Annotated in this window: 22 protein-coding genes and 1 riboswitch; of the genes, 13 read left to right on the forward strand and 9 right to left on the reverse strand. The window is 69.7% G+C overall.

The window, feature by feature from the left end; translation table 11 throughout:
* Positions 1–28 precede the first annotated feature (28 nt).
* Complete coding sequence (locus ACFCXS_RS06465) at positions 29–442, forward strand: hypothetical protein (protein WP_003992877.1); 414 nt, start codon at positions 29–31, stop codon at positions 440–442.
* A 17-nt stretch (positions 443–459) separates the two neighbouring features.
* Complete coding sequence (locus ACFCXS_RS06470; protein ID WP_376641920.1) at positions 460–1611, forward strand: RNA polymerase sigma factor SigF; 1152 nt, start codon at positions 460–462, stop codon at positions 1609–1611.
* A gap of 3 nt (positions 1612–1614) precedes the next feature.
* On the opposite strand, the gene ACFCXS_RS06475 is transcribed toward ACFCXS_RS06470, so the two are convergent.
* On the reverse strand, positions 1615–2064 hold the full coding sequence (locus ACFCXS_RS06475; protein ID WP_376641921.1) for a hypothetical protein: 450 nt from the start codon (positions 2062–2064) through the stop codon (positions 1615–1617).
* 116 nt (positions 2065–2180) lie between these two features.
* Here ACFCXS_RS06475 and ACFCXS_RS06480 point away from each other — a divergent pair, with 116 nt between their 5' ends.
* Entirely contained in the window at positions 2181–3149 is a 969-nt protein-coding gene (locus ACFCXS_RS06480) for a diacylglycerol/lipid kinase family protein (RefSeq protein ID WP_376641922.1), read from the forward strand.
* Positions 3150–3469: 320 nt separating this feature from the next.
* Complete coding sequence (locus ACFCXS_RS06485; RefSeq protein WP_016639615.1) at positions 3470–3727, forward strand: WhiB family transcriptional regulator; 258 nt, start codon at positions 3470–3472, stop codon at positions 3725–3727.
* A gap of 247 nt (positions 3728–3974) precedes the next feature.
* Here the strand turns inward: ACFCXS_RS06485 and ACFCXS_RS06490 are convergent, their stop codons facing one another.
* On the reverse strand, positions 3975–5441 hold the full coding sequence (locus tag ACFCXS_RS06490) for a sensor histidine kinase (protein ID WP_376641923.1): 1467 nt from the start codon (positions 5439–5441) through the stop codon (positions 3975–3977).
* A 352-nt stretch (positions 5442–5793) separates the two neighbouring features.
* On the reverse strand, positions 5794–6483 hold the full coding sequence (locus tag ACFCXS_RS06495) for a TetR/AcrR family transcriptional regulator (protein WP_376641924.1): 690 nt from the start codon (positions 6481–6483) through the stop codon (positions 5794–5796).
* Between the two features lie 97 nt (positions 6484–6580).
* Here ACFCXS_RS06495 and ACFCXS_RS06500 point away from each other — a divergent pair, with 97 nt between their 5' ends.
* On the forward strand, positions 6581–7333 hold the full coding sequence (locus ACFCXS_RS06500) for an SDR family oxidoreductase (RefSeq protein ID WP_376641925.1): 753 nt from the start codon (positions 6581–6583) through the stop codon (positions 7331–7333).
* A gap of 108 nt (positions 7334–7441) precedes the next feature.
* Here the strand turns inward: ACFCXS_RS06500 and ACFCXS_RS06505 are convergent, their stop codons facing one another.
* Complete coding sequence (locus ACFCXS_RS06505; RefSeq protein WP_376641926.1) at positions 7442–8515, reverse strand: SIS domain-containing protein; 1074 nt, start codon at positions 8513–8515, stop codon at positions 7442–7444.
* A 274-nt stretch (positions 8516–8789) separates the two neighbouring features.
* Between ACFCXS_RS06505 and nagB the strand changes: the two genes are divergently transcribed.
* Positions 8790–9575 carry a glucosamine-6-phosphate deaminase gene (gene nagB, locus ACFCXS_RS06510; protein ID WP_376641927.1) on the forward strand — a complete coding sequence of 262 codons (786 nt, stop codon included), beginning with the start codon at positions 8790–8792 and terminating at the stop codon, positions 9573–9575.
* Positions 9576–9673: 98 nt separating this feature from the next.
* Here nagB and ACFCXS_RS06515 read toward each other — a convergent pair whose 3' ends face one another.
* From ACFCXS_RS06515 to ACFCXS_RS06530, 4 genes are all read right to left on the reverse strand, one after another.
* Positions 9674–11212: a glycoside hydrolase family 3 protein gene (locus tag ACFCXS_RS06515; RefSeq protein WP_376641928.1), complete on the reverse strand. Its 1539-nt coding sequence runs from the start codon at positions 11210–11212 to the stop codon at positions 9674–9676.
* Between the two features lie 9 nt (positions 11213–11221).
* On the reverse strand, positions 11222–12064 hold the full coding sequence (locus ACFCXS_RS06520) for a carbohydrate ABC transporter permease (protein WP_376641929.1): 843 nt from the start codon (positions 12062–12064) through the stop codon (positions 11222–11224).
* Positions 12061–13050: a carbohydrate ABC transporter permease gene (locus ACFCXS_RS06525; protein ID WP_376641930.1), complete on the reverse strand. Its 990-nt coding sequence runs from the start codon at positions 13048–13050 to the stop codon at positions 12061–12063. Before ACFCXS_RS06525 ends, ACFCXS_RS06520 begins: the two co-directional genes overlap by 4 nt.
* Before the next feature lie 73 nt (positions 13051–13123).
* Positions 13124–14404 (reverse strand): extracellular solute-binding protein, encoded by a 1281-nt coding sequence (locus ACFCXS_RS06530; protein ID WP_376641931.1) that lies wholly within the window; start codon positions 14402–14404, stop codon positions 13124–13126.
* Positions 14405–14718: 314 nt separating this feature from the next.
* On the opposite strand from ACFCXS_RS06530, the gene ACFCXS_RS06535 reads away from it, so the two are divergent.
* From ACFCXS_RS06535 to ACFCXS_RS06560, 6 genes are all read left to right on the forward strand, one after another.
* Positions 14719–15483, forward strand: a complete 765-nt coding sequence (locus tag ACFCXS_RS06535; protein WP_376641932.1) for a GntR family transcriptional regulator — start codon at positions 14719–14721, stop codon at positions 15481–15483.
* Positions 15484–15622: 139 nt separating this feature from the next.
* Complete coding sequence (locus ACFCXS_RS06540) at positions 15623–15889, forward strand: DUF3311 domain-containing protein (protein ID WP_170320969.1); 267 nt, start codon at positions 15623–15625, stop codon at positions 15887–15889.
* Positions 15886–17514, forward strand: a complete 1629-nt coding sequence (mctP, locus tag ACFCXS_RS06545) for a monocarboxylate uptake permease MctP (protein WP_376641933.1) — start codon at positions 15886–15888, stop codon at positions 17512–17514. The genes ACFCXS_RS06540 and mctP overlap by 4 nt, the downstream gene beginning before the upstream one ends.
* 131 nt (positions 17515–17645) lie before the next feature.
* Positions 17646–18152 (forward strand): GNAT family N-acetyltransferase, encoded by a 507-nt coding sequence (locus ACFCXS_RS06550; RefSeq protein ID WP_376641934.1) that lies wholly within the window; start codon positions 17646–17648, stop codon positions 18150–18152.
* A gap of 77 nt (positions 18153–18229) precedes the next feature.
* Positions 18230–18339, forward strand: a riboswitch (cobalamin riboswitch).
* Between the two features lie 145 nt (positions 18340–18484).
* Complete coding sequence (locus tag ACFCXS_RS06555; RefSeq protein WP_376641935.1) at positions 18485–20839, forward strand: ribonucleoside-diphosphate reductase subunit alpha; 2355 nt, start codon at positions 18485–18487, stop codon at positions 20837–20839.
* Positions 20839–21846 (forward strand): ribonucleotide-diphosphate reductase subunit beta, encoded by a 1008-nt coding sequence (locus tag ACFCXS_RS06560; protein ID WP_376641936.1) that lies wholly within the window; start codon positions 20839–20841, stop codon positions 21844–21846. Before ACFCXS_RS06555 ends, ACFCXS_RS06560 begins: the two co-directional genes overlap by 1 nt.
* On the opposite strand, the gene ACFCXS_RS06565 is transcribed toward ACFCXS_RS06560, so the two are convergent.
* Positions 21759–22001, reverse strand: coding sequence for a hypothetical protein (locus ACFCXS_RS06565; RefSeq protein ID WP_234849276.1), 243 nt, complete (start codon positions 21999–22001; stop codon positions 21759–21761). The two genes, ACFCXS_RS06560 and ACFCXS_RS06565, sit on opposite strands and share 88 nt — an antisense overlap.
* Before the next feature lie 93 nt (positions 22002–22094).
* Here ACFCXS_RS06565 and ACFCXS_RS06570 point away from each other — a divergent pair, with 93 nt between their 5' ends.
* Complete coding sequence (locus ACFCXS_RS06570) at positions 22095–23057, forward strand: GlxA family transcriptional regulator (RefSeq protein ID WP_376641937.1); 963 nt, start codon at positions 22095–22097, stop codon at positions 23055–23057.

The raw sequence follows: 23057 nt of genomic DNA on the forward strand, positions 1-23057 counted from the left end.
AAACGCTTGTACCACCATGGAGGTGAGGGTGTCCCAGATCGCAGGCGAGCCCGCGACCCAGGACTTCGTGGAAGTCCGGCTGCCGGCCGCGGGGGCCTACCTGTCGGTGCTGCGCACGGCCACGGCCGGTCTCGCGGCCCGTTTGGACTTCACCCTCGACGAGATCGAGGACCTGCGCATCGCGGTGGACGAGGCCTGCGCGATCCTGCTCCAGCAGGCCGTGCCCGGCTCGGTGCTCAGTTGTGTCTTCCGCCTCGTCGACGACTCACTCGAGGTCACCGTCTCGGCGCCGACCACGGACGGTCATGCCCCTTCACGGGACACCTTCGCCTGGACCGTCCTGTCCGCCCTGGCGGGCAAGGTCTCCTCCGCCGTGGACAAGGACAAAACCGTTTCGATCAGCCTCTACAAACAGCGCGGCGCGGGACCCGGGCCGGCGTGAGGAGCGAGGACGGGCCGGTGCGGGACGAAGAGCGCGGCACACGAGAGCTGCCGGCCGAGGGCACGGGCACGAGCGGCCCGACCGGTGCCCGACGCATGGCGGACGGCATCGACGGCATCCCCGAGCAGGCCCGCCCGCATCCCGAGGACGACTCCGCGGGGGTCGTCCTCCCGGGTGGCGGGCGGCCGGACCGGGACGGTGCCGTGCGGAGCGCGCCTCCGGGCGAGGGGATCGCCGTGCCCTCTGCCCAGGGGGGTCTCCCCACTCCCGCGAAGTCCAGAGTGGCGGAGGAGGCGAGGGCTCGGGGAAGGGCGACGGGCGGGACGATGAGCGAGCACGAGCGACACTCCGAGGATCAGACGCCGCGTGCGCACCACACGCAGCGAGCGCACCACACGCAGGGTGCGCACGGCTCTGCGGACCGCAGTGGGGCGCGCGAGATGTTCCTCAAGCTGCGCACCCTGAGCAGCGGCAGTCCCGAGTACGCGGACCTGCGCAACCAGCTGGTCCGGATGCATCTGCCGCTCGTGGAGCATCTCGCACGCCGCTTCCGCAACCGGGGCGAGCCGCTGGACGACCTCACCCAGGTGGCCACGATCGGACTGATCAAGTCGGTCGACCGTTTCGACCCGGACCGCGGCGTGGAGTTCTCGACGTACGCGACCCCGACGGTCGTCGGCGAGATCAAGCGGCACTTCCGCGACAAGGGCTGGGCGGTGCGCGTCCCACGCCGGTTGCAGGAGCTGCGCCTGGCGCTGACCACGGCGACGGCCGAGCTGTCGCAGCTGCACGGCCGCTCCCCCACGGTCCACGAGCTCGCCGAGAAGCTGGCGATCTCCGAGGAGGAGGTCCTGGAGGGTCTGGAGTCCGCCAACGCGTACTCCACGCTGTCCCTGGACGTCCCCGACACCGACGACGAGTCCCCGGCGGTCGCGGACACCCTCGGCGCCGAGGACGAGGCGCTGGAGGGCGTGGAGTACCGGGAGTCCCTCAAGCCGCTGCTGGAGGATCTCCCGCCGCGCGAGAAGCGGATCCTGTTGCTGCGGTTCTTCGGCAACATGACCCAGTCGCAGATCGCGCAGGAGGTCGGCATCTCCCAGATGCACGTCTCCCGGCTGCTGGCGCGCACGCTGGCCCAGCTGCGGGAGAAGCTCCTCGTCGAGGAGTGACGGCTACTTCTCCACGCTGCCGGAGTTGCCGGGCCCGCGAATCCCGAGGGCCCGGGTCGTCTCGGGGTTCACCAGCAGTACCAGAGACGCGACGGCCGCAGCCGCGAGAGCGATCCCGCCCGGGATGGCCATGCTGTCGGCCTGCAGCAGGTTGTAGGCCACCGGCAGCGCCATGAGCTGGGTGATCACGGCCGGGCCGCGGCTCCAGCTGCGCAGGGCCAGCAGCCCCCGGGCCGCGAACAGCGGCAGCAGTGCGAGCACGACCAGCGTGATGCCGCCGGTCACGGCCTGCTGCCGGTCGTCGGGGTGTCCCGTGAGGCCGAGGACGAGAATCCAGACGCCGCCGACGACCAGTGCGAGGCCTTCCAGCGCGGCCAGCAGCGCGGCGTAGGTCAGACGCCGGGGGCGGGGGCCGGTGGTTTCCTCGGTGGTGGGGGTCTGCTCACTGCTCACCCCTGAAGAGTAGCCCTCGTCGTACGCGCCCCTCGTGGCCAGGTTCACCCCCGCCCTCTTACCCGATCCCTACCTCGGTATGGGCCCGGTACCCCCCAGTAGGTACGCTGCCAGTCATGCGTGCACTCCTCGTGGTCAATCCGGCGGCAACCACCACAAGTGCGCGCACACGCGACGTACTGATCCATGCGCTCGCCAGCGAGATGAAGCTGGAGGCGGTCACCACCGAGTACCGGGGGCACGCGCGCGACCTCGGCCGGCAGGCGGCGGACAGCGACGACATCGACCTGGTGGTGGCCCTCGGCGGTGACGGCACGGTCAACGAGGTGGTCAACGGCCTCCTGCACGCCGGCCCCGCGCCGGGCCGTCTGCCCGGCCTCGCCGTGGTCCCCGGCGGTTCCACTAATGTCTTCGCCCGCGCCCTGGGCCTGCCCAACGACGCCGTGGAGGCCACCGGGGCCCTGCTGGACGCCCTGCGCGACGGCAGCGAGCGGACCGTCGGCCTCGGCCTGACCTCGGGCACGCCGGGCACGGAGGACGAGTCGGTGCCGGCCCGCTGGTTCACCTTCAACGCGGGGCTCGGCTTCGACGCCGGCGTGGTGGGTCGTGTGGAGCAGCATCGCGAGCGCGGCCGGAAATCCACACACGCTCTCTACGTGCGCCAGGTGATGCGTCAGCTCCTGGGTGAGCCGAACCGCCGCAACGGGACGATCACACTGGAACGGGCCGGCGAGGATCCGGTCACCGATCTGGTGCTGTCCATAGTCTCGAACACCTCGCCCTGGACGTTTCTGGGGAATCGCCCGATCTACGCGGCGCCTAAAGCCTCGTTCGATACCGGGCTCGATCTCTTCGGTCTCAGCCGCCTCTCCACTGCGGCGGTTGCCCGGTATGGCACCCAGTTGCTCACTTCGTCCCCTGAGCGTGGACCCCATGGCAAGCACGCCACCTCTCTGCACGACTTGACAGAGTTCACCTTGCATTCGAAGGTCCCGCTCCCCCTCCAGATGGACGGTGACCACCTGGGGCTGCGGACCAGCGTGACGTTCACAGGCGTACGCCGTGCACTGCGTGTGATTGTGTGAGCAGAACTGGCTAAAGTCCTTTCACTCGAACGTTTAGGCCAGGATCCACCCCATGGAAGTACGGCTGTGACCTAGTCGACACCGAAGAATCAAAAAAAACTTTCCAGAAGGGGTTGTATCCGCCGCTGAGGTTTGCGAGTCTCTACGTGGCGATCGGGACGGCCCGCAAGACCGGCCTCCACTGATCACCAGAACCCCTCTTCAATCCACAGGACCTTCGTCAGGCAACCCTGGCGGTCGGCCCTTCACTTGTTGAGGGATTCGTGAAAGCGTTCACATTCACAAGCACCTGCACGTAATACCAAGGAGAGGTAGCAGCCATGGACTGGCGTCACAACGCCGTTTGCCGCGAGGAAGACCCCGAGCTCTTCTTCCCCATCGGCAACACCGGTCCTGCGCTGCTGCAGATCGAGGAAGCCAAGGCCGTCTGCCGTCGCTGCCCGGTTATGGAGCAGTGTCTGCAGTGGGCGCTCGAGTCCGGCCAGGACTCCGGCGTCTGGGGTGGTCTCAGCGAGGACGAGCGTCGCGCCATGAAGCGCCGCGCCGCCCGCAACCGGGCCCGTCAGGCCTCCGCCTGACAATCCACCCCTGCTGACAGCCTGAGCTTGGCGGCGCGTGCAGCGAGCACGCATCTCCCGCCCCCGAGCCGCAGCGCGCAGTTCCCCCGATGCGCTTAGACAAGCAGCAACGAGCTTTAGCCCCGGGCCACTTGATGGCCCGGGGCTCATTGCTTTTCCGGTCCCTTTCCAAGGTTTTCACATTCCGCTGCTTCTGGGACCGCACCGCGATGTCGCGTTACTCGCGGGACCCCATCGCGACGTCACATTACTTCTGGGACCGCACCGGGATGTCGAGGATCACACGGGTGCCGCGCTCCGGCGCCGGGACCATGTCGAACGTGCCTCCCAACTCGCCCTCCACCAGGGTCCGCACGATCTGCAGGCCGAGGTTGCCGGCCGTATGCGGATCGAATCCGTCCGGCAGGCCGACCCCGTCGTCCTGGACCGTGACCAGCAGTCGTGACTCCTTGGCCGTGCCACCGCGGACCGCCGACACCTCGACCGTGCCGGTGTCGCCCTCGCGGAACCCGTGCTCCAGCGCGTTCTGCAACACCTCGGTCAGCACCATCGACAGCGGTGTGGCGACCTCGGCGTCGAGAATGCCGAAACGGCCGGTGCGCCGGCCCGCCACCTTGCCCGGGGAGATCTCCGCGACCATCGCCAGGACGCGGTCGGCAATGTCGTCGAACTCCACGCGCTCGTCCAGGTTCTGGGACAGCGTCTCGTGCACGATCGCAATCGAGCCGACGCGTCGCACCGCCTCTTCGAGCGCCTCGCGCCCGCGGTCGGACTCGATGCGCCGGGCCTGGAGTCGCAGCAGGGCCGCCACCGTCTGGAGGTTGTTCTTGACGCGGTGGTGGATCTCCCGGATCGTCGCGTCCTTGGTGATCAACTCACGCTCGCGACGGCGCAGCTCGGTGACGTCCCGGAGCAGGACGAGGGAGCCGATGCGGGTGCCCTTCGGCTTGAGCGGGATCGCGCGGAACTGGATGACCCCGTCGCTGGCCTCGATCTCGAACTCGCGCGGCGCCCAGCCGCTGGCCACCTTGGCGAGCGCCTCGTCCACCGGGCCCCGGGTCGGGGCCAGTTCGGCGGTAGTCCTGCCGAGGTGCTGACCGACGAGGTCGGAGGCGAGGCCGAGCCGGTGGTAGGCGGACAGGGCGTTCGGGGAGGCGTACTGGACGATGGCGTCGGCGTCGAGCCGGATCAGGCCGTCGCCCACCCGGGGCGAGGCGTCCATGTCGAGCTGCTGGTTGGCGAACGGGAAGGATCCGGCCGCGATCATCTGCGCCAGGTCGGAGGCGCTCTGCAGATAGGTGAGTTCCAGGCGGCTCGGGGTGCGCACGGTGAGGAGGTTGGTGTTGCGCGCGATGACTCCGAGGACGCGCCCCTCCCTTCGTACGGGGATCGACTCGACCCGGACGGGCACCTCCTCGCGCCACTCGGGGTCGCCCTCGCGCACGATGCGGCCCTCGTCGAGGGCGGCGTCCAGCATCGGGCGGCGGCCGCGCGGGACGAGGTGGCCCACCATGTCGTCCTGGTACGAGGTCGGACCGGTGTTGGGCCGCATCTGGGCGACCGAGACGTACCGGGTGCCGTCGCTGGTGGGGACCCACAGGACCAGGTCGGCGAAGGAGAGGTCGGAGAGCAGCTGCCACTCCGACACCAGCAGGTGCAGCCACTCGAGATCGGTGTCGTCGAGGGCGGTGTGCTGGCGTACTAGTTCGTTCATGGAGGGCACGTGTGCGAGCGTACCCGGGGGTTCGTACGGCTCTGAAACACCCGCGGGCCGCGGCGCCTGAGAGGGACCCTCAACCCTCCCGGCACCGCAGCCCGGAGCAACATCGGCCGTGGGGTGTGCGGTCCCGGTCGGCCGAAGGATGAGGATCCGGGGCAGTCAGGGCAGAGAGCCTCGGTTCCTCGGTCCGCCTTCCTGTGCGGGGAAGACGGAGGCTGGTGCGCGTTGCACACGCGCTCTCGTTACGCATTGTGGACTAGACCACTTAAGGGTGTCCATGCGTTGGAGGCTGTTCGTTGTTGTCATTTCTTCGACGCATCGGACGCACCGGCGTCCAGCAGGCAGCCTAACCTGTGTGGGTTCCTGTGCGGGGCCAGATGGACAGGGCAATTTCCGCGACCGCCTCCAGTTCCTCCCTGCTCGCCCCGTCACGCGCCTGTTGTGACATGCCCTGGATCATCGCTCCGGTGTGGCGGGCCAGGGCGGCGGCGTCGGTGGTGGGTGGCAGCACGCCGGCGGCGACGTCGGCCCTTATACGGCTCTCGAACGCGGCGACGTTGGCGTTGCGGCGGTCCCGCAGCGACTGCTCCACCTCCGGGTTCGAGCAGTTCGCGGCCGCGTGGACGACCAGGCAGCCGTGCGGGCGGCCGGGTTCGGTGTAGGCGGTGGCGGCTTCGCGCAGCGTGCGCTCCACGGCGGCCCGCGCGGTGGGCTCTTCGGTGAGGGCCCGCTCGGTGAAGGATCCGTATCGCGTGCCGTACACGCGGACGACCTCCTCGAAGAGGGACTGCTTGTCGCCGAAGGCGGAGTAGAGGCTGGGGGCTCCGATATCCATGACGCGGGTGAGGTCGGAGACGGACGTGGCTTCGTAGCCGTGCTCCCAGAAGGCCAGGAGGGCCTTCTCCAGTGCGGTTTCGCGATCGAAGGAGCGGGGGCGGCCGCGGGGCCTGGTCCTGGACCTGCCCGCTTCGGCGGTCGTCGCACTCGTGGCGTCGGGCCCCTGTGCGGCCTTCGCGGTTCCGTCCTCGTTCACCATGGGATGCATTTTATAGCGGGCACTAGAGAAATGGAGGCGGGCTGCGCTACGGTCATTTCTGTAGCGACCGCTAGAAAAATGAGAAGGGGGCGCCGTCATGGGCGTGCTCACGGGCAGGACGGCACTCGTCACGGGGGCCGGCAGGGGCATCGGGCGAGGCATCGCGGAGCGGCTGGGGCGCGACGGTGCTCGGGTCGGGGTGCACTACGGCAGGAACGAGACGGCGGCGAAGGAAACGGTCGCGGCGATCGAGAAGGCCGGCGGCTCGGCGTTCGCGGTAGGCGTGGAGCTGGGGACACCAGGGGACGCCGAGGCACTGTGGGAGGAGTTCGACCGGCACGCGGACGGGCTGGACATCCTGGTGAACAACGCGGCGATCGGCACCACCCGACCCATCGATCAACTGGAGGAGCGGGAGTACGACGAGGTCTTCGCGGTGAACGTGAAGGCACCGTTCTTCATCCTCAAGCACGGCATGGCACGCCTGCGGGACGGCGGCCGGGTCGTCAACATCTCGTCGGGGCTGGCCCGGACGGCGGCGATGCCCGACAACGTGGCCTATGCGATGACGAAGGGCGCTCTGGACGTCCTCTCCCGGGACCTGTCCAAGGTGCTGGGGCATCGGGGCATCACGGTGAACTCGGTGGCCCCGGGGATCATAGACACGGACAACACGGCGGCACTGCTGTACGGCAGTCCCGACGGCCTGGCGAAGGCCGCGGCGTATTCGGCGCTGGGCGGGGTGGGCCGGCCCGCCGAGGTCGCCGACGTGGTGGCGTTCCTTGCGTCGGACGGCGGGCGGTGGGTGACGGGCAGCTGGGTGGATGTGACGGGGGGTTCGCTCACCTAGCCGCAGGGGGGCCGGGGGGCGTGCGCCCCAGCCCTCCCTCAGCCCGGCTCTCCCTCAACCCGGCTCCCTCCGACCCGACCCTCCCCCGGCCCGGCTCCCGTGCGGTCCTCAGCGGGTCTCCGTCACCTTCGCCAGCGCCCGGGGAGCGTCCGGATCCTGGCCCCGGGCGATGGTGACCTCGTAGGCCAGGAGCTGGAGGGGGATGATCTCCAGCACGGGCTGGACCTCCTCCGCCACGTCGTCCGTGGGCAGCACGAAGCCGGCCGAGGCCTGCTCCACCTGGTGCCCTGGTCCGATGACGACGAGGTCGGCGCCGCGGCCGCGCAGCCGGTCCAGGACGGGCTGGAGGGCTTCGCCCCCCTTGCCGTCGGTCACCACGGCAATGACCGGGGAGACGTTGTCGACCATGGCGAGCGGTCCGTGCAGCAGGTCCGCGCCGGAGTAGGAGAGGGCGGGGATGTAGCTGGTCTCCATCAGTTTGAGGGCGGCCTCCTTGGCCGTGGGGTAGCCGTAACCGCGGGAGGTGATCACCATGCGCTCGGCGAAGCGGTAGCGGGCGGCGAGCGTGCGCACCTCCCCCTGGCGGGCGAGTAGTTGCTCGGCCAGGTCCGGCAGCACCCGTGCGGGCGCGCCGTCGCCGCCCCGCAGTCCCTCGACGAAGAGGTAGAGCGCGAGAAGGGAGGCCGTGTACGTCTTGGTCGCGGGGAGGGCCTTCTCGGGCCCGGCCATGATGTCGATGTGGTACTCGGAGACACCGGCGAGCGGTGAGTCCGGATTGTTGGTGACGGCCAGCGTGATGGCGCCTGCCTCACGGGCGGCCCGGGTCGAGGCGACGAGGTCGGGGGAACCGCCGGACTGGCTGACGGTGACGACCAGGACGTCGGTGAGGTCGGGCCGGGCGCCGTAGGCCGTGGTGGTGGACATCGAGGTGAGTCCGCAGGGCAGGCCGAGCCGGATCTCCAGGAGGTACTTGGCGTACAGGGCTGCGTTGTCGGAGGTGCCGCGAGCGGTCAGCAGGACGAAGCGGGGCGTGCGGGAGGCGATCCGCCGGGCCACGTCCTGGATGGCGGGGGCGCCCTCGGACAGGATCCGGCGCAGGACGGCGGGCTGCTCCGCCATCTCGCGGGCCATGGTCCGGCCCGGGAGTTCGCCGAGGGGGTCCGAGGTGGCTGCGGCGGTCATGTCGGGGTCCTTCCGGGGGCGGGGCGGGTGCAGACCCCATTCCACTCCCCCGGGCCGGAGGCCGCCCACCCGGGAGGGCCGGAACGCTCTTCGGCATCCGTGGGTGCCCCACTGTTCACCCCTTGTCGACCCGTTCGGCACGGCAGCGCCACCGGCGCGGGAGCGTCGGTACGCGCCCTGGGAGCGGTAGGACCGCTCTGTTAGATTGGTCTAAACCACACGACCCTCCGGGTCGGGTCCCAGTGAGCAGTTCTTTCAGATCGGCAGGCCCAGCGTGGAAGTTGTCATCGTTCCGGATGCCAAGGCGGGCGGCGAGATCATCGCCGAGGCCATGGCACAGCTGCTCCGGCGCAAGCCCGCCGCCCTGCTCGGCGTGGCCACGGGCTCGACGCCGCTGCCGGTGTACGAAGCGCTGGCGGCGAAGGTGCGCTCCGGCGCTGTGGACGTCGGGCGGGCGCGGATCGCGCAGCTCGACGAGTACGTGGGGCTGCCGGCCGATCATCCGGAGTCGTACCGGTCGGTGCTGCGGCGTGAGGTGCTGGAGCCGCTCGGGATCGGGATGGAGCAGTTCACGGGCCCGGACGGCACGGCTGCGGACGTGCTGGAGGCGTGCGAGGCCTACGACAAGGCGCTGTCGGACGCGGGGGGTGTGGACCTTCAGCTGCTCGGCATCGGGACCGACGGACACATAGGTTTCAACGAGCCGTGCTCGTCGCTGGCGTCGCGGACGCGGATCAAGACACTCACCGAGCAGACCCGGATCGACAACGCGCGCTTCTTCGCCGGTGACATCGAGCAGGTGCCGCACCACGTGATCACACAGGGCATCGGCACCATCCTGGAGGCCCGGCATCTGGTGCTGCTCGCCACCGGCGAAGGCAAGGCGGACGCGGTCGCGGCGACGGTGGAAGGGCCGATCGCCGCGGTGTGCCCCGCGTCCGCGCTCCAGCTCCACCCGCACGCGACCGTCGTCGTCGACGAGCCGGCCGCGTCGAAGCTGAAGCTGGCGGACTACTTCCGCCACACCTACGCCAACAAGCCGGACTGGCAGGGAATCTAGGGTCGTGCCACGGCCGCGGTTCATCGCTGCGGCGAGGGCGTTCCCCGGTCGTGCCGGCACGGATCGGCAGCGGGCACGACCGGTTCACCTCCGGGCCGTCACACCCCCGTGACCCCGGCGATCACTTCGGCTGCCGCGCGGCCGCAGACGCGGGCCGCGCCGTGGGTGGCGATGTGCAGGGCGCCGCGCGGGGCGGCCTGGGGGACGCCCATCTCCACGACGACGGTGTCGGGGCGGGCCGCCAGCAGGGTGTCGAGGGCCGAGGCCATCCAGGGGTGGCGGTGTTCGTCGCGGACGACCGCGACGATGCGGCGCGGGCCGGCCGCCTCCAGTGCCGCCCGCCCGGCGCTCCCACCGGCCGCGCTCTGCGGGCCGTCCCCGGCGGAGAAGCTGCCCGTCACCGTGCCGGGCAGGAGGTGGACGAGCTCCGCGGCGACGCCCCACGGAGTCTCGTCCCCCACGGCGATGTTGGCGACGGGGGTGAGGGCGGCGACGTAGGGCGGTTCGGTGAGGGGCTCGAAGGTGTCGGGGCTGCCGAGGCCGGGCGCGGCGGTCACGGTGAGGGCACGGCGGGCGGCGTGCAGGCCGATCTCGGTGCCGTGGGCGCTCTCGGCCGGGCGGCCCGGCGTGCTCGCCCAGCGGGCCAGTGCACGTACCCGGTCGGCGGCCTCGGCGAGGCGCTCCTCGGGGAGTTCGCCCGCCCGTACGGCTTCGACCAGGGCGTCCCGCAGGCCCCGGACGGTCGCGTCGTCGGCGAGGCCGCCGCCCACGCAGATCGCGTCGGCGCCCGCGGCGATGGCGAGGACGCTGCCGCGTTCGATGCCGTAGGTGCCGGCGATGGCCCGCATCTCCATGCCGTCGGTGACGATGAGGCCGTCATAGCCGAGCTCGTCGCGCAGCAGGCCGGTGAGGATGCGGTGGGAGAGGGTGGCCGGGCGATCGGGGTCCAGGGCCGGGACCAGGATGTGGGCACTCATGACAGCCCGGGTGCCGGCGGCGATGGCGGCGCGGAACGGGGTCAGTTCGCGCTCGGCCAGCACCTCGGCGCGGACGTCGATGCGCGGCAGGGCGTGGTGGGAGTCGACGGCGGTGTCGCCGTGGCCAGGGAAGTGCTTGGTGCAGGCGGCGACACCGGCGGACTGCAGGCCGGTGACGTAGGCGGCTGTGTGGCGGGCGGCCAGGTCGGTGTCGGCGCCGAAGGAGCGGACACCGATGACCGGGTTGCGCGGATCGGAGTTCACGTCGGCGGAGGGGGCCCAGTTGAGGTTGACGCCGCAGGCGGCGAGGCGCCGGCCCAGTTCGTGGGCGACCTGCCGGGTCAGCTCCACGTCGTCGACCGCGCCGAGGGCGTGGTTGCCCGGGAAGGAGGAGCCGTTGCGCACCTCCAGGCGGGTCACGTCACCGCCCTCCTCATCGATGGCGACGAGGACGTCGTCGCGCTCGGCCCGCAGCTGGGCGGTCAGGGCGGCCAGTTGGTCCGGGGAGGCGATGTTGCGGCCGAACAGTCCGACGGAGGCGAGGCCCTGACCGAGCCGCCGGAGCAGCCAGTCGGGGGCGGTGGTGCCGGTGAAGCCGGGCTGGAGGACGGTCAGGGCGTCGCGGGTGAGCGTGTCGGTGCCGCCGGCGAGTGTCGTCATCGGGTGAGGTCATCCCTTCACGGCGCCCGCGGTCAGGCCCGCGGCCATCTTGCGCTGGACGAGGAGGAAGAGGGCGACGATAGGCAGGGCCATCATCGTGGCGCCGGCCATCATCGGGGCATATTCGGTGCCGTGTTTGGTGGTGAAGTTGCCGAGCCAGACGGTCGCGGTCTGGTTCTTCTGGCTGAGGAGCATCAGGGCGTACAGGTACTCGTTCCAGGCCTGGATGAAACCGTAGACCGAGGTGGCGACCATGCCGGGGGCCAGGAGAGGGAAGACGACCCGGAGGAAGGCGCCGGTGCGGGAGCAACCGTCGACCATGGCCGCCTCCTCCAGTTCCCTCGGGATGTTGACGATGAAGCCCCGCAGCGTCCACACGGTGAACGGGAGGATGAAGGTCAGGTACGTGATGATGAGGCCGGTCAGCCGGTCGTACTGGCCCAGGTCGTTGAGCAGCAGGAACACCGGGATGATCATCGCGACCAGCGGCACCATCTGCACGGCGAGGATGCCCACGATCACGATTTTGCGGCCGCGGAAGGCGAACCGGGAGATGGCCAGCGCGGCCAGCAGTCCGACGGCCATGCCGATGACGACCACGGCCAGCGACACGACCAGGCTGCGGCCCACCGGGCCCCAGAAGTCGGCGATGTCCAGCGCCCGGCCGAAGTTGTCGAGGGTGAGGCCGGTCGGCAGCAGGCTCGGGTCCGGGTCGATGGCGTCCTTGGCGGGCTTGAACGCCGTGTTGAGCATCCAGTAGAGCGGGAAGCCGGCGACGACGAGGACCAGGAGGCCGAGGAGGTTCCAGCCCAGCCGCGACGTGCGGCGGCCGGCTCCGGCGAGTGTGCTCATTCGACCTCTCCGATCTTCAGCATCTGCCGCATGTAGACGGCGACCACGCCGAGCAGCAGCAGGACGGTGATCAGCGCGATGGCCGAGCCCTGGGCGTAGTCGTTGACGACGAACGCCCGGTCGTAGGAGTAGGTGTTGAGGACCTGGAACTCCGGCTCGGGGTGGCCGCCCCGCATGACGAACACCTGGGGGAAGACGCCCATGTCCCAGATGACCGACAGGGTCGTGAGCATCACGATGATCGGCTTGAGGACGGGCAGGGTGACGAAGCGGAAGACGCCCCAGGAGCTCGCGCCGTCCAGGCGGGCGGCCTCCTCCAGCTCCTTCGGGACCTGGGTGAGACCGGCGCTGAGGGTGATGACCACGAACGGCACGGCCCCCCAGATCACCAGCAGCATGATCACGGCGAGGCCCTCGGGGCCGCTCGCGAACCAGTTGTGGCCGACCATGTCGACGCCGGGCAGCTTGCTGAGCAGCGCGTTGAAGACGCCGTAGTCGGAGTCGAAGAGCCACTTGAAGACGGTGGTCGCCACGATCACGGGCATGCCCCAGCTCGCCACCAGCACGATGTTGATCAGCATCTTCAGCCAGCCGGAGACCCGCTGGAGCAGCAGGGCGAGGGCCATGCCGATCACCATGGTGAAGACGACCGCGCCGGCCGCGAAGACGATCGTGCGCAGGACGACGGCCCAGAACTCGCCGTCGCCGAGCACCGTGGCGAAGTTGTCGAAACCGACCGTCTCGGCCGGCTGGAAGCCCCACAGCTGGGACTGTCCGAACTTCTGGAAGGACAGGGTGACGAGCCGGGCCAGCGGATAGCCCATGACCAGGGCGAGGATCAGCAGGCAGGGCGCGAGCAGCAGCCAGGGGGCCAGGGCCCCGCGCGACGTGCGCTGCCGGTGGGGCCGCCGGTCCTTCGGGGGCGGCGGTGGTGCCTGCCGTGGTGGCGGCACCTTGGCGGGGGTGGTGGTCTCTGCGGCACTCATCGCGCGCTCCTCGGCGGTCCCTCAGGTCTTGACGGCGGCGGGGCTCCGCAGGCCGGGGAGCCCCGCGCGCAGGTCACTTGGTGTTGATGACCTTGTCGATCGCGGCGTCCGCGTCCTTGGCGGCGGCCTCGACGGACTTCTTGCCGGTGCCGATGCTCTGCAGCATGGTCTGCAGGACCTGGGCCTTCTCGACCTGGCCCCAGCCGGGGGCCATCGGGACGAACCAGCTGGACTCGGCCGCGGTGGCGGGAACGGCCGTCTTCGGGTCGTTCTTGAGCGTCGCGAGGTCGGTCTTGTTGTTGGGCAGGTTGCCCTTGGCCATCAGGCCCTTCTGCCCGGAGGACCCGGTGAACGCGTTGATCCACTCGGCGGCCAGGGCCTGCGCGTCGGACTTCACCGGCACGGCGAGGTCGGAGCCGCCCAGGAAGACGGGCATGTTCTTGCCGGACGGGCCGGGCATCACGAAGTTCTCGAGGTTGCCCTTGAGCTTGCCCGTCTTGTCGTTCTTCGGGTCCTCGGCGGTGGCACCCTCCCAGGCAGCCGCGAAGATCATGGCGGACTTGCCCTGGCCGTAGACGATGTAGCGGTCGGACTCGTCCTTGGTCTTGTCGCCGTGCATGTAGGAGTCGACGACGTTCTTGAACTCCTTCAGGCCCTTGAGGGACTCGGGCGAGGAGAGGGATGCCTTCCACTGGCCGCCGGACTCGGTGGCGATGGCGCCGCCCGCGTCGTAGACGAAGGACATGGCCGCGTACCAGTCGCGGGTGGGCTGGTACCAGGCGCTGAACTTGTCGCCCCGCTTCTTCTGGATCTTGTCCAGGGCGGCGGTGAGTTCCCTGTACGTCCTGGGCGTCGACTTCACCCCGACGCTTGCCGCCACGTCCTTGCGCCAGTTGGCGACGCGGCCGCCGGCGTAGTACGGCACGCCGTAGGTCTTGCCGTCGTAGGTGACCGAGGCCTTGAGGCCGTCCAGCCATGCGTCGGAGTTGTCGAACTCGGCCTGGTCGAGGGGGGCGAAGGCGCCCTTGACCATGTAGCCGAGCATCTCGGTGTTGCCCATCTCGACCACGTCGGGCGCCTTGTCCGTGGCGAGGACGGCGTCGAGCTTGGCGTTCTTGTCGGGCCAGCCGTAGTACTCGTGGTTGATCTTGAGGCCGGGGTGCTTCTTCTGCACCGCGGCGTCGGCGGCCTTCACCAGCGAGGGCCAGTTGTTCTGGGCGTCGACGGTGAGCCAGACGGTCAGCTCCTTGGCGTCCGCGCCCTTGTCGGAGCCCCCGCCGCCCTCGCCCCCGCATGCCGCGATGGAGACCATCATGCCCGCGATTCCGATCGCGGCTGTCAGCTTGCGCTTCACGCCACCCTCCTCAGGGATCCCACAACCCCCCTGGCTCCCCCGCAGTGAACGTGGGGCCGGGCCTGGACCAATGGTGTAGACCAGTACCGGGGAGCCTGGACCAGACCAGAAAGCCTGTCAAGGGCCTCGATACGGCCCTGACCAGCCGTTATGCGACCTACATATGCAGGAACCTTTAAGTAAGAAGCCAGCGAAAACCCGAGCGGGACACGGCATACTGCGGGTAGACCACAGGGAATGGTGGACTAGACCAAAAGAGGCGCCGACGGTATACAAGTGGGATCATGTCGGCAGACGGGCCGGGAAGGCGGAGCATGAGCACCGACGTCAGCAGTGCGGAGAACGAGAACGGGGTGCCCGTCCGTACCGCGCGCGTGCCCAAGTACTACCGCCTGAAGAAACACCTGCTCGACATCACGGAGACCCAGGCGCCGGGCACACCGGTCCCGCCCGAGCGCACGCTGGCGGCGGAGTTCGACACCTCGCGCACGACCGTGCGCCAGGCGCTGCAGGAGCTGGTCGTCGAGGGCCGGCTGGAGCGCATCCAGGGCAAGGGCACCTTCGTCGCCAAGCCCAAGGTCTCGCAGGCGCTGCAACTGACCTCCTACACCGAGGACATGCGCGCCCAGGGCCTCGAACCCACCTCGCAACTGCTGGACATCGGCTACATCACCGCCGACGACCGCCTGGCCGGGCTGCTCGACATCACGCCCGGCGGACGCGTGCTGCGCATCGAGCGGCTGCGCATGGCCAACGGGGAGCCGATGGCCATCGAGACCACCCACCTGAGCGCGAAGCGCTTCCCGGCGCTGCGGCGCTCGCTGGTGAAGTACACGTCCCTCTACACGGCGCTCGCCGAGGTCTACGACGTCCGTCTCGCGGAGGCCGAGGAGACCATCGAGACGTCGCTGGCGACACCCCGCGAGGCCGGTCTGCTGGGCACCGACGTCGGGCTGCCGATGCTGATGCTCTCCCGGCACTCGCTGGACCGGGACGGACAGCCGGTGGAGTGGGTACGGTCGGTCTACCGGGGGGACCGCTACAAGTTCGTGGCCCGGCTGAAGCGGCCTGCCGAGTAACCGCACCACAGGGCTTCCGTCGCTGCTGACGCCTGGTTTCGGTTGGGTACCGCATTGCGGACGAGGGGTTCCGTTCCCGCCTCACCCTGACCTAGATTGCCTGCGCCACAGGTGATCACCAAGGGGACGGAGCCGTCTGATGTCGCAAGCCCCGGAAGCCAGTAGAGGGCCGGTGGTGACGCCCGTGCGCGTCGTCATCGCCGTCTGCCTCATAGCGCCCTTCGTGGCCATGCTGTGGGTCGGCTCGTACGCCAAGACCGACCCGGCCTTCATCGGGATCCCGTTCTTCTACTGGTACCAGATGGCCTGGGTGCTGATCTCCACCGCTCTCACGATGATCGCCTACAAGCTGTGGCAGCGTGACCAGCGCGCCCGCTCGGCCGCGAAGGGCGGTGCGTCGCAGTGAAGGACGGCGTGAACGGCGTCGCGCTCGGCGTCTTCATCTTCTTCTTCCTGGCCGTGACGGTCATGGGCTTCCTGGCCGCGCGCTGGCGCAAGGCCGAGAACGAGCAGAGTCTGGACGAGTGGGGCCTGGGCGGCCGCTCGTTCGGCACCTGGATCACCTGGTTCCTGCTCGGCGGCGACCTGTACACGGCGTACACCTTCGTCGCCGTGCCGGCGGCGATCTACGCGGCGGGCGCGGCCGGCTTCTTCGCCGTGCCCTACACGATCCTGGTGTACCCGCTGATCTTCACCTTCCTCCCGCGCCTGTGGTCGGTCTCCCACAAGCACGGGTACGTCACGACGTCCGACTTCGTGCGCGGCCGCTTCGGTTCGAAGGGCCTGTCGCTGGCGGTGGCCGTGACGGGCATCCTGGCGACGATGCCGTACATCGCGCTCCAACTGGTGGGCATCCAGGCCGTGCTGGACGTGATGGGCGTCGGCGGCGGCGAGAACACCAACTGGTTCATCAAGGACCTGCCGCTGCTGATCGCGTTCGGCGTGCTGGCGGCGTACACCTACTCCTCGGGTCTGCGGGCCCCGGCGCTCATCGCGTTCGTGAAGGACACGCTGATCTACATCGTCATCGCGGTGGCGATCATCTACATCCCGATCAAGCTGGGCGGCTTCGACGAGATCTTCGCCAAGGCCGGTGAGGCGTACAGCCAGACCAACCCGGCGACGGGCGCGCCGCGCGGTGCGCTGACACCGGCCGAGCCGGGCCAGTGGACGTACGCCACGCTGGCGCTCGGCTCCGCCCTGGCCCTGTTCATGTACCCGCACTCGATCACGGCGACGCTGTCCTCGAAGAGCCGTGAGGTGATCCGCCGCAACACCACCATCCTGCCGTTGTACTCGCTGATGCTGGGTCTGCTGGCGCTGCTCGGGTTCATGGCGATCGCGGCCGGCATCAAGGTGCAGAACGGTCAGCTGGCCATCCCGCAGCTGTTCGAGACGATGTTCCCGGACTGGTTCGCGGGTGTGGCGTTCGCGGCGATCGGCATCGGCGCGCTGGTGCCGGCGGCCATCATGTCCATCGCGGCCGCGAACCTCTTCACCCGCAACATCTACAAGGACTTCATCAAGCCGGAGGCCACTCCCGCGCAGGAGACCAAGGTGTCCAAGCTGGTGTCGCTGCTGGTGAAGGTCGGCGCCCTGGCCTTCGTCCTCACGATGGACAAGACGGTCGCCATCAACTTCCAGCTGCTGGGCGGCATCTGGATCCTGCAGACCTTCCCGGCCCTGGTCGGCGGCCTGTTCACCCGCTGGTTCCACCGCTGGGCCCTGCTCGCCGGCTGGGCGGTCGGCATGATCTACGGCACGGTCGCCGCGTACGGCGTCGCCTCCCCGACCCAGAAGCACTTCGGCGGCTCGGCGAAGGAGATCCCGGGCATCGGCGAGATCGGCTACATCGGCCTGACGGCGTTCGTCCTGAACGTGGTGGTCACGGTGGTCCTGACCTTCGTCCTGAAGGCCCTGAAGGCCCCCGACGGCATCGACGAGACCAAGCCGGAGGACTACACGGCGGACGCGGGCGACCCCGGTGTCCAGGTGGAGCTCCCGCCCGCGACAGCAGGCACCTCGCACTGAGGACCTTCAGGGGCGCGGGACCGTATCAATCTGCGGCTCCGCCGCGTGGGCCCGAGCAACCACACACAACCGGCAGCGGGCCACCGAGGGGCAAGCACCCTCGGTGGCCCGCTGCCGTGCACACTCACGCCATGGACCTCCTGATCCGCCCCGTGGAACCGACCGAACACGACGAACTCGGCGCCATCACCGCCCAGGCCTACCTGCAGGACAACCTCCTCGACTTCGGTGACAGCGACCCGTACCGGCACGTGCTGCTGGACGTCGCCGCACGGGCGGCCTCCGCGGAGGTCCTGGCAGCACTCCGGGACGGCCGCGTGCTCGGCGGTGTCACCTTCGTCCCGTCCGGCGGCCCCATGGCAGACATAGCCGGCCCGGGTGAGGCCGAGATCCGCATGCTCGCCGTCTCACCGACAGCGCGCGGGCAGGGAGTCGGCGAGGCCCTGGTCCGCTCCTGCGTCGCCCGGGCGCGGGCCACCCCGGGCTGCCGGAGCGTCGTGCTGTCGACGCAGCCCACCATGCACACGGCCCACCGCATCTACGAACGACTGGGCTTCACCCGCACCCCCGAGCGCGACTGGAACCCGCTGCCGGAGCTGGCGGACATCACTCTTCTCACCTATCAGTTGACGCTCTGAAACCAGCACGACACAACATCTGGGGGTGCCGCCCGAACCCGGCACAAGATGTATGCTCATGCTCGCTGTCGCCGCAGGGGAATCCGGTGCGAATCCGGAACTGTCCCGCAACGGTGTACTTGTGCATGTCTGTTCCCGGAACCTCTCCGTTACCGGAACCGCCCGCACAGGAGTCAGTCCGAGGACCTGCCGACAGCGCGCCCGGCCACCCGGCCGGTGCGCCCTGACGTCCGGGCCTCGTGGAATGGGCCGGTGGACGCGACGCCGCGTGCGCTCGTGTGCTGCCCCCTGCCCTCGACGAGGCCCCCGTGCCGAGCGAGGGAGAGCCCCACGTGACCATCGCGCCAGCCGAACCGGTCTCAGCCGAAGAAGAGCACGACGCCCCCGGTGCCGCGCTGCTGCGGACCCTGACCGAGCTGACCGCCGACCTCCCCGACGCCGATCCCGGCCGGGTCGCCGCCGCCGCGTTGCGCGGCCGGTCCGCGCACGCGGACGAGCGGGAGTTGCGGGAGCTGGCGACGGAGGCCGCGGCCGGTCTGATCTCCGAGGACCCCGCCTACTCCCGGCTGGCCGCCCGGCTGCTGACCATCGGCATCCGCGAGGAGGCCGCCTCGCAGGGCGTCACCTCCTTCACCGAGTCCGTCGCGGTCGGCCACCGCGAGGGCCTCATCGCCGACCGGACCGCCGAGTTCGTGCGCGTCCACGCCGCCCGCCTCGACGCGCTGATCGACCGGGCCGCCGACGACCGCTTCGGATACTTCGGCCTGCGCACGCTGCACAGCCGCTACCTGCTGCGCCACCCGCACACCCGCAAGGTCGTCGAGACGCCCCAGCACTTCATGCTGCGAGTGGCCAGCGGCCTCGCCGAGGACGACACCACGCGCGCGCTGGACGAGGTCGCGGCGCTCTACGGGCTCATGAGCCGCCTCGACTACCTCCCCTCCTCCCCCACCTTGTTCAACTCCGGCACCCGGCACCCCCAGATGTCGTCCTGCTACCTCCTGGACTCCCCCAAGGACGAACTGGACTCGATCTACGACCGGTACCACCAGGTGGCCCGGCTGTCGAAGCACGCCGGCGGCATCGGACTCGCGTACTCCCGCATCCGGGCCCGCGGTTCGCTGATCCGCGGCACCAACGGCCACTCCAACGGCATCGTCCCGTTCCTGAAGACCCTGGACGCCTCGGTCGCCGCCGTGAACCAGGGCGGCCGGCGCAAGGGCGCGGCCGCGGTCTACCTGGAAACCTGGCACTCCGACATCGAGGAGTTCCTGGAGCTGCGCGACAACACCGGCGAGGACGCCCGCCGTACGCACAACCTGAACCTCGCGCACTGGGTGCCGGACGAGTTCATGCGGCGCGTGAACGCCGACGCCGACTGGTCGCTGTTCTCCCCCTCGGACGTGCCCGAGCTGGTCGACCTGTGGGGCGAGGAGTTCGACGCCGCGTACCGGGAGGCCGAGGCGAAGGGTCTCGCGAGGAAGAGTCTGCCCGCCCGTGAGCTGTACGGCCGCATGATGCGCACCCTGGCACAGACCGGCAACGGCTGGATGACCTTCAAGGACGCCGCCAACCGCACCGCCAACCAGACGGCCGAGCCCGGCCACGTCGTGCACTCCTCCAACCTCTGCACGGAGATCCTGGAGGTCACCAGCGACGGGGAGACGGCGGTCTGCAACCTCGGATCGGTGAACCTCGGCGCGTTCGTGGCCGGCGGCGACATCGACTGGGAGCGGCTGGACGAGACCGTCCGCACGGCCGTCACGTTCCTCGACCGGGTCGTGGACATCAACTTCTACCCGACCGAGCAGGCGGGCCGCTCCAACGCCCGCTGGCGTCCGGTCGGCCTCGGCGCGATGGGCCTTCAGGACGTCTTCTTCAAGCTGCGCCTGCCCTTCGACTCGCCCGAGGCCAAGGCCCTGTCCACCCGTATCGCCGAGCGCATCATGCTCGCCGCGTACGAGGCCTCCGCCGACCTGGCCGAGCGGAGCGGCCCGCTGCCGGCCTGGGAGAAGACCCGTACGGCCCGGGGCGTGTTGCACCCCGACCACTACGACTCGGAGCCGGCCTGGCCGGAGCGCTGGGCGGCCCTGCGCGAGCGCGTCGCCACGACCGGCCTGCGCAACTCCCTGCTGCTCGCCATCGCGCCCACGGCGACGATCGCCTCCATCGCGGGGGTGTACGAGTGCATCGAGCCTCAGGTGTCCAACCTGTTCAAGCGCGAGACGCTGTCGGGCGAGTTCCTCCAGGTCAACTCCTACCTGGTGGACGAGCTGAAGCGGCTCGGCGTGTGGGACGCCCGCAGCCGTGAGGCCCTGCGTGAGGCCAACGGCTCGGTGCAGGACTTCGCCTGGATCCCCGAGGACGTGCGCGCCCTCTACCGCACGGCGTGGGAGATCCCGCAGCGCGGCCTGATCGACATGGCGGCGGCCAGGACGCCGTACCTGGACCAGTCCCAGTCCCTGAACCTCTTCCTGGAGACGCCGACCATCGGCAAGCTCTCCTCGATGTACGCCTACGCCTGGAAGTCCGGGCTGAAGACGACGTACTACCTGCGCTCGCGCCCGGCGACCCGCATCGCCCGGGCCGCGAAGGCCCAAGCCACCGTCCCCGCGCAGGCCACCCCGGATCCCGAAGCGGTCGCCTGCTCCCTGGAAAACCCCGAGTCCTGCGAGGCCTGCCAGTAATGAGCACCCAGAACCTTCTCGACCCCGGCTTCGAGCTCACCCTGCGTCCGATGCGCTACCCGGACTTCTACGAGCGCTACCGGGACGCCATCAAGAACACCTGGACCGTGGAGGAGGTCGACCTCCACTCGGACGTCGCCGACCTCGCCAAGCTGTCACCGGCGGAGCAGCACCTGATCGGCCGGCTGGTCGCCTTCTTCGCCACGGGCGACTCGATCGTCGCGAACAACCTGGTGCTGACGCTGTACAAGCACATCAACTCCCCCGAGGCGCGGCTGTATCTGAGCCGTCAGCTCTTCGAGGAGGCCGTGCACGTCCAGTTCTATCTGACGCTGCTCGACACCTATCTCCCCGACCCGGAGGACCGCGCGGCGGCCTTCTCGGCCGTGGAGAACATCCCGTCCATCCGCGAGAAGGCCTCGTTCTGCTTCAAGTGGATGGACTCGGTGGACAAGCTGGACCGGCTGGAGAGCCAGGCGGACCGCCGTCGCTTCCTGCTCAACCTGATCTGCTTCGCCGCGTGCATCGAGGGCCTGTTCTTCTACGGCGCCTTCGCCTACGTCTACTGGTTCCGCAGCCGGGGCCTGCTGCACGGCCTCGCCACCGGCACCAACTGGGTGTTCCGTGACGAGACGATGCACATGTCCTTCGCCTTCGACGTGGTCGACACCGTCCGCAAGGAGGAGCCGGAGCTCTTCGACGACCGGCTCCAGCAGGAGGTGACCGACATGCTCCGGGAGGCCGTCGAGGCCGAGCTGCAGTTCGCGCGCGACCTGTGCGGTGACGGTCTCCCGGGCATGAACACCGAGTCGATGCGGCAGTACCTGGAGTGCGTGGCGGACCAGCGGCTGACCCGCCTCGGCTTCGCTCCGGTGTACGGCTCCGAGAACCCCTTCTCCTTCATGGAGCTCCAGGGGGTTCAGGAGCTGACCAACTTCTTCGAGCGGCGGCCCTCGGCGTACCAGGTGGCGGTGGAGGGCACCGTCGACCTGGACGAGGACTTCTGAGCCGGCACCTCCTCGCGGGCCTCCTGGGCCTCCCGGATCTGTCGGTCGATGCGCCTCTCGCGCACCAGGCCGAACAGGGACGGGAGGATCAGGAGGACCAGGATCCCGAAGGTGGCGGTCAGTCCGATCAGTGCTTCTACCTGGTTGCTGTTCATGGACACCACTGTCGCGCTGATCACTCCTTACCGTCAGTGGCAGTACTGCCGTAGACCCTCGAATTACTGCCAAGGGCGAGGCACACTGGACGCATGCTGCAGAACGTGGCCGTCGCCCTGCTCGACGGCGTGAACCCCTTCGAACTGGGTGTGGTGTGCGAAGTCTTCGGCACCGACCGGAGCGACGAGGGCCTGCCGGTGTACGACTTCGCCGTCGCCTCGGCCGAGGGCCCGGTGCTTCGGATGAACTCCGGCTTCTCGCTCCAGGCCGAGCACGGCCTGGAGCGGCTGGAGACGGCCGACCTGATCGCCGTGCCGGCCGGACACAGCTACGCGCACCGGGACTTCCCGCCGGAGCTTCTGGACGCCCTGCGCCGCGCGGTCGACCGCGGCGCCCGGGTGCTGAGCGTCTGCTCCGGCGTCTTCGTGCTGGCCGCGGCCGGACTGCTGGACGGCCGCCGGTGCGCCACGCACTGGAAACACGCCCAGGACCTCGCCCGGCAGTACCCGCGCGTGGTCGTGGAGCAGGACGTGCTCTACGTCGACGAGGACCCGGTGATCACCTCCGCCGGCACGGCAGCCGGGATCGACGCCTGCCTCCACCTGGTGCGCAAGGAGCAGGGCACCGAGGTCGCCAACAAGATCGCCCGGCGGATGGTGGTGCCGCCGCACCGCGACGGCGGCCAGGCCCAGTACATCGAGCGCCCGCTGCCGCTCCCCGAGGCCGACACGATCGGTGAGGTGCTGGCGTGGATGGAGCGGCACCTGGACGAGGAGGTCACGGTCGAGCAGCTGGCCGCCCGCGCCCACATGTCCCCGCGGACCTTCGCCCGCCGCTTCCAGCAGGAGACGGGTACGACTCCCTACCGCTGGGTGCTGCGCCAGCGCGTGCTGCTGGCGCAGCGGTTGCTGGAGGCGACGGACGAGACCATGGACGCGATCGCCGGGCGAACCGGGTTCGGCAACGCTGCCGCGCTGCGCCACCACTTCGTCCGGGTGATCGGAACCACCCCGAACGCCTACCGGCGCACATTCAGAGGCCCCGAAGCGGCCTGA

Origin of the sequence: Streptomyces sp. NPDC056373, from assembly GCF_042262425.1 — a bacterium.
Lineage (GTDB): Bacteria > Actinomycetota > Actinomycetes > Streptomycetales > Streptomycetaceae > Streptomyces.

Bases quoted from the DNA above. Each gene is read 5' to 3' on its own strand.
- ACFCXS_RS06480 (WP_376641922.1), top strand. From the start codon at position 2,181: ATGCGTGCACTCCTCGTGGTCAATCCGGCGGCAACCACCACAAGTGCG.
- ACFCXS_RS06485 (WP_016639615.1), top strand. From the start codon at position 3,470: ATGGACTGGCGTCACAACGCCGTTTGCCGCGAGGAAGACCCCGAGCTC.
- ACFCXS_RS06490 (WP_376641923.1), bottom strand. From the start codon at position 5,441: ATGAACGAACTAGTACGCCAGCACACCGCCCTCGACGACACCGATCTC.
- ACFCXS_RS06495 (WP_376641924.1), bottom strand. From the start codon at position 6,483: ATGGTGAACGAGGACGGAACCGCGAAGGCCGCACAGGGGCCCGACGCC.
- ACFCXS_RS06500 (WP_376641925.1), top strand. From the start codon at position 6,581: ATGGGCGTGCTCACGGGCAGGACGGCACTCGTCACGGGGGCCGGCAGG.
- ACFCXS_RS06505 (WP_376641926.1), bottom strand. From the start codon at position 8,515: ATGACCGCCGCAGCCACCTCGGACCCCCTCGGCGAACTCCCGGGCCGG.
- ACFCXS_RS06515 (WP_376641928.1), bottom strand. From the start codon at position 11,212: ATGACGACACTCGCCGGCGGCACCGACACGCTCACCCGCGACGCCCTG.
- ACFCXS_RS06520 (WP_376641929.1), bottom strand. From the start codon at position 12,064: ATGAGCACACTCGCCGGAGCCGGCCGCCGCACGTCGCGGCTGGGCTGG.
- ACFCXS_RS06525 (WP_376641930.1), bottom strand. From the start codon at position 13,050: ATGAGTGCCGCAGAGACCACCACCCCCGCCAAGGTGCCGCCACCACGG.
- ACFCXS_RS06535 (WP_376641932.1), top strand. From the start codon at position 14,719: ATGAGCACCGACGTCAGCAGTGCGGAGAACGAGAACGGGGTGCCCGTC.
- ACFCXS_RS06540 (WP_170320969.1), top strand. From the start codon at position 15,623: ATGTCGCAAGCCCCGGAAGCCAGTAGAGGGCCGGTGGTGACGCCCGTG.
- ACFCXS_RS06550 (WP_376641934.1), top strand. From the start codon at position 17,646: ATGGACCTCCTGATCCGCCCCGTGGAACCGACCGAACACGACGAACTC.
- ACFCXS_RS06560 (WP_376641936.1), top strand. From the start codon at position 20,839: ATGAGCACCCAGAACCTTCTCGACCCCGGCTTCGAGCTCACCCTGCGT.
- ACFCXS_RS06565 (WP_234849276.1), bottom strand. From the start codon at position 22,001: ATGAACAGCAACCAGGTAGAAGCACTGATCGGACTGACCGCCACCTTC.
- ACFCXS_RS06570 (WP_376641937.1), top strand. From the start codon at position 22,095: ATGCTGCAGAACGTGGCCGTCGCCCTGCTCGACGGCGTGAACCCCTTC.